This is a genomic window from uncultured Paraglaciecola sp., from assembly GCF_937123705.1.
GTDB lineage: Bacteria > Pseudomonadota > Gammaproteobacteria > Enterobacterales > Alteromonadaceae > Paraglaciecola.
Genome location: NZ_CAKZKO010000207.1, coordinates 1 through 5,013 on the forward strand (window position 1 = coordinate 1; position 5,013 = coordinate 5,013).

Genomic DNA, 5,013 nt, shown 5'->3' on the forward strand with positions numbered 1-5,013 from the left:
GGATATCAGCGAAGCTGTTTCGATGCCCATGGTGACCGGAATCAGTGGGTCATCAGCACCATGAATCACCAGGGTGCGTGCTTTTATCTTCTGCAGCAGGCGTCGGCGGTCACCGGCGTGAGTGATTGCTACGAGCTGGCGTTTAAAGCCCAGAGGGCTCGATGTCCGTTCCCAGCTGGTTTCTGCCAGACGTTGTATTTCTGCTTCTGACATGGGGTAGCCGGGGCTGCCTATCACCTCGCTCATCCGGGTGATGTAACGAAAATGCTCATCGCGGTCCCGTTGTAGCGGCCGTCGGGCGAGTTTCAGCATCACTTGCAGTTGGCTGACTGGAACTTTAGGCGCTGACGCTGAAGACATGATGGATGTCAGACTGCGGACTCGTTTACGTTTTTTCGCGGCGAGAATCTGCGCAATCATACCGCCCATCGAGGCGCCAACGAGATGAGCACTGGGTAATCCAAGTTCATCCATCAGGGCGATGACATCCCGCGACATATCTTTGAGAGTGTAGGGGACTCGAGGCTTGCGCTTAAGGCGGCGGCCCAGCCACACCCGGATAAGACTCGGGTTACCGTGCTCGTCGAGGGAGGTCGATGCCCCAGTGTCACGGTTGTCGAAACGTATGACGCGAAAGCCGGCATCGACTAAACGCTGACATAATGAGGTTGGCCAAACGTGCATCTGTGCCCCCAGCCCCATAATCAGAATAACGGGCGGCGCATCCTCTGGCCCCATGGATTCATAGGCCAGCTCTATACCATCTCGGGTACGTATTCGAGTCATCGGAACAGTTACCTGGCCTGAGAATGCCTCAGACCTTATTCGGGTGGCTATCAATAACACCGCCAGTTAGAATGCCAGACCTAACAGCGGACAGACGCGCCTGCCAATCTGCATCCTCAGCAGTGTTGCATGGGGCGGCCTCTAGTCTAGCGTAAGCCTGCAGCAGGAATATGACACTTTTATGGAACTTGATTTACCCCTGATTCTCATGGTGGCCACGGGCCTGACGGGTCTTGTCGTATTGGTTGATCGACTCTTTCTTCGTCGTAAACGTCAGGAGCGCATTGATGCGCTGGAACAAAGCGGTGCATCTCAGGAAAATATCCTCGAAGCAACGAAAGAGCCGTTTCTGATTGACCAGTCACGGCAGTTCTTTCCCGTTCTGGCTTTGGTCTTTGTCCTGCGTTCGTTTGCGTTTGAACCCTTTCAGATACCTTCGGGTTCAATGGAACCTGGCCTACAGGTCGGTGATTTTATTCTGGTCAGCAAGTTCAGCTATGGCCTGCGTGTGCCGGGGAACGGGTCTACTATTATTCCTGTAGATCAACCTCAGCGTGGTGACGTTATGGTGTTTTTCCCACCGGAAGACTCGCGTTACTTCATTAAACGCGTGATCGGTTTGCCGGGAGACCACATCGTATATAAGGATCTTAGTTTGACGCTCAATGGTGAGCCTGTACCAACAGAGGTTTTGGGCGGTAAGCCGGCCTATGCTCCGACCATGGTACTCGGTGAAGAGACCATGGATAACGCGACGCCAGTAGTTAAGTGGTTGCCTGGACGTGATCGTGCGACAGGGCAGGCTGCGCTCTGGGGTGGTCCTGAAGGTGAGTGGACGGTTCCTGATGGTCACTACTTTATGATGGGCGATAATCGCGGAAACAGCGGAGACAGCCGTATGTGGGGCTTCGTACCTGAGAAGAACATTGTGGGGAAGGCGGTGGCTGTTTGGATGCACTGGGAGTCCTGGACAAGCCTGCCATCGTTTGACCGTGTCAAAGTGATTGAGTAATGGCGAAAAAGAAACCATGCAAGTTCTGCCAGCGGTCGCGCTGGCTTCTTGTGGCGACTATGTTGGCCATGATGTTGGGTGTGGTTTTAGTCAATCATTCGACCTTCGGCTCATAATTGGCCGAAATCGCATAAAAATTTTCATCAAGGGGTAGTAATCCTTACGCCCATGAATAGAATGCCCGCAGTTGGTGAGCAAAAATGCGTACCGGCACAGGGTTGGCCATCAGAGCCCTGTTTTTTCAGAATCAGACCATAGGTCCCATGACGCAGTTATGAATCTGACGAGACATATCAAAGGCAAAACGCTTGGTCTGGTAGACCGATTCCTCCCGGTGAAGCCGATCGAGAGACCTGCAGAAGAACAAACTCTTCTGAATCGCGAATCCCGCAGAATGCACCTTTATTACTCCCGACAGTGCCCATCATCGATATCGGTTAAGCGCTATGTGGAGAGAGCGGGGCTGCATCCGGTGACCAAAGAAGTCGAACGTGCTGATGCTTACCGCAATGAACTGGTGAAAGGCGGTGGCGAGAGCCGGGTTCCCTGTTTGAGAATATGTACCCGCAGTGGTGATCGTTGGATATACAGCCCCGAAGCCATTATCAATTATCTTGAAAAACGTTTGGGAAAGCTGGGCTCCTGCCAGTCCCCGAAAGCACCTTTATAAAGTACTTATCAAATGTTCAGTTAACACAACTGGGTAACTGTTGTTGTCTAGTTGTGCAATTGTGTGAAACTGTTACATCCGCCTGAAAAAGTGGCCTGACACGTCTAGAGTTACAGCGAAGACGTTTTCACCGGGCCTTCTCAATGATCCGAATCATTATCCTCAGCCTGCTACTTACAGGGTGGCAGACGGGGCATGCTCAGACTCCGCCTGCGTTGGAGTGGGCAGATCTGCACTTGCTTAATGGCGATAGCCACAGGGTTATGCTGTTGGGCTCTCGGTCTGCACCCTACATGATGCTCGAAGACGGGCGCTACCTCGTCGAACAGCAGGGTATTTATTATCTCGCGCGCTTGCAGAATAATCGTTACGCCACGAGTACTGGAGAAGAATTCGGCCGCTCAGCGTCGTATCAGGATCCTGAAGAGAAAGAGGCACGTCAGGCGAGCAGTACAGTCAGCGCGCAAGCCAATCCACCTGCGCGGACTCCATACAGCTACCAGGGTGGCTCCTTTGAACAGCCGCTTGTTGTTGTGCGTGTTGGTTGAGCTCTTGGCTGAGGCGTCTTTGCTGGTCTATCTTGCGCATCTCAACCAATAACAGCGTCTCTCGTTGCCAAGAGATTGGGCTAACCGTGACTTCAAGCATCAGTGGGCGGTTATCAACAACGAAGGTAACGTCACTGTCGGTAATGCTCTGGCCACTTTGTAGCGGTTGCGTCAGAAGCGCCAAATCCAGTGAGGCGTGTTGGATGAGTTGGCTCAATGGGTGATCGACGATGCGTCGCGCGCTTTGTGAAAAGAGTTGTTCAGCCGCCGGGTTGGCGTATCGGACATACAGTTGCTCATCGAGCATCAATGTTGAGGTCACCATATTGTCGAGAATGGCGCTGGAAAGATGATGTGTATCTATGCTGTCGCTTTTGGCTGATCGATTCACTATTTCGTCCTTGAACTGGTGTTTTTCTCACTGCACCAAATTGGTGCGTAGCTAAGTTCAAGTATGGCGCATATCAACCAGAAGCTAAAGATAATTCATTAGAGTCGCTGAAAGCTGCTTCGATTAGGTGAAAAGTAGAGGTAATTCAGTCTCTTTTAACACATTGGCCTACTTGAGCGTCGCTCGATGTAAATACACGGTGACTGGACTAGTAGATGCAATAAGCTTGCCGCTTCTATGTGCTTGAATTGCAATGGTGTGAGTACCTCGATCGATACCTTTCAGTTCCCAATTCGGTTGGGTTTGTGGGGCGCCATAGCGACGACCATCGAGCATCAATTGCAACTGTTCTCCAATACCAAGCTTGCGGCTAAGTTCTATTTGAATAGGGATTAAGCCGCGGTTGCTACGGATGGTTTGGTCATGAACGGGAGTCAGCATGATGAGGGCTAGTTGAGCTGGCGCCTCACGTTTCGTGCTTTCTGTTTTTTCCTGATCCTGAGCTGGCATTGCCGTTTTAGTTGTAGATGAAGCAGCAGCGTCAACGGGAGTCGAGGCTTCAAATTTAGGTGCGGGTGCTGACGCTTGCACATCCGGTAGGCGAAGAGATTTGGCATCTTGAGCGCTAGGGTTATCACTAAAGTGGAGAACACCATCCTCATCCACCCAGGTATACACCGTTTGAGCAGAGCACGAGATCGCGACTGTTAACCCGATCAGGAACAGTATATTTTTCATATCTTTAGCCTCTTTTCACCGCTAGGTGATTTCACGTTTGGCGTTGGTTTTGTTATTGATTTTATTGTATTTATAGCAGCAGCCTCTGAGGGCTTTTGTCTAAGGTATGGTACGAGGAAGCAGGGGGAGGGAGTATATAAAAAAGGCCCGCCTGCGAGGCGAGCCTAATATTTAGTCAGCGATTCTTACAAGGTTGCAGTAAGAAATGGCTTATCTCTACAGGAGATTAAACTGAGTAGTACAGTTCAAACTCAAGTGGGTGTGTTGCCATGTTCACGCGTTGTACGTCGTCAGATTTCAGTGTGATGTAAGAATCAATGAAATCGTCAGAGAATACGCCGCCAGCTGTTAGGAACTCACGATCGTCGTCTAGCGCTTTAAGTGCTACTTCTAGAGATTCAGCAACGGTTGGGATTTCAGCCGCTTCTTCTGCTGGAAGGTCGTATAGATCTTTATCCATAGCTTCGCCTGGGTGGATCTTGTTCTTGATACCGTCAAGGCCAGCCATCAGCATTGCTGAGTAACATAGGTATGGGTTCGCTGCTGGGTCACCAAAACGTAGCTCGATACGACGTGCTTTCGGGCTTGGTACTACTGGGATACGGATAGAAGCAGAACGGTTACGTGCTGAGTAAGCAAGCATTACCGGAGCTTCAAAACCAGGTACAAGACGCTTGTACGAGTTCGTTGATGGGTTAGCAAATGCGTTGATTGCACGAGCGTGTTTGATTACACCACCGATGTAGTAAAGCGCCATTTCAGATAGGCCGCCGTACTTATCACCAGCAAACAGGTTTACACCGTCTTTTGCTAGAGATTGGTGAACGTGCATACCAGAACCGTTGTCACCAACTAGTGGCTTAGGCAT

5 protein-coding genes and 1 pseudogene are annotated in these 5,013 nt (G+C 50.8%); 2 read left to right on the forward strand and 4 right to left on the reverse strand.

Translation table 11 applies throughout. The features are described from left to right. The coding region (locus tag Q0688_RS25835) for an alpha/beta hydrolase (protein WP_299084387.1) at positions 1 to 786 on the reverse strand (786 nt) is incomplete at its 3' end. Between the two features lie 181 nt (positions 787 to 967). Between Q0688_RS25835 and lepB the strand changes: the two genes are divergently transcribed. Further along, the gene (gene lepB / locus Q0688_RS25840) at positions 968 to 1,798 is read left to right on the forward strand and encodes a signal peptidase I (protein WP_299084390.1); all 831 of its coding nucleotides are present in this window, start codon (positions 968 to 970) and stop codon (positions 1,796 to 1,798) included. Positions 1,799 to 2,072: 274 nt separating this feature from the next. Continuing rightward, complete coding sequence (locus Q0688_RS25845; RefSeq protein ID WP_299084393.1) at positions 2,073 to 2,468, forward strand: glutathione S-transferase N-terminal domain-containing protein; 396 nt, start codon at positions 2,073 to 2,075, stop codon at positions 2,466 to 2,468. Positions 2,469 to 2,924: 456 nt separating this feature from the next. Here Q0688_RS25845 and Q0688_RS25850 read toward each other — a convergent pair whose 3' ends face one another. The 3 genes and pseudogenes from Q0688_RS25850 to glnA form a co-directional block, all read right to left on the reverse strand. Continuing rightward, positions 2,925 to 3,407, reverse strand: a complete 483-nt coding sequence (locus Q0688_RS25850; protein ID WP_299084396.1) for a PAS domain-containing protein — start codon at positions 3,405 to 3,407, stop codon at positions 2,925 to 2,927. 168 nt (positions 3,408 to 3,575) lie between these two features. Further along, positions 3,576 to 4,145, reverse strand: coding sequence for a DUF4124 domain-containing protein (locus Q0688_RS25855; RefSeq protein WP_054547996.1), 570 nt, complete (start codon positions 4,143 to 4,145; stop codon positions 3,576 to 3,578). Between the two features lie 226 nt (positions 4,146 to 4,371). Beyond that, positions 4,372 to 5,013, reverse strand: a pseudogene (gene glnA / locus Q0688_RS25860) (glutamine synthetase); the annotation flags it as partial.

What these genes read in the sequence shown, in the direction of transcription:
- lepB (WP_299084390.1), top strand. Translation starts at nt 968, where the DNA reads ATGGAACTTGATTTACCCCTGATTCTCATGGTGGCCACGGGCCTGACG.
- Q0688_RS25845 (WP_299084393.1), top strand. Translation starts at nt 2,073, where the DNA reads ATGAATCTGACGAGACATATCAAAGGCAAAACGCTTGGTCTGGTAGAC.
- Q0688_RS25855 (WP_054547996.1), bottom strand. Translation starts at nt 4,145, where the DNA reads ATGAAAAATATACTGTTCCTGATCGGGTTAACAGTCGCGATCTCGTGC.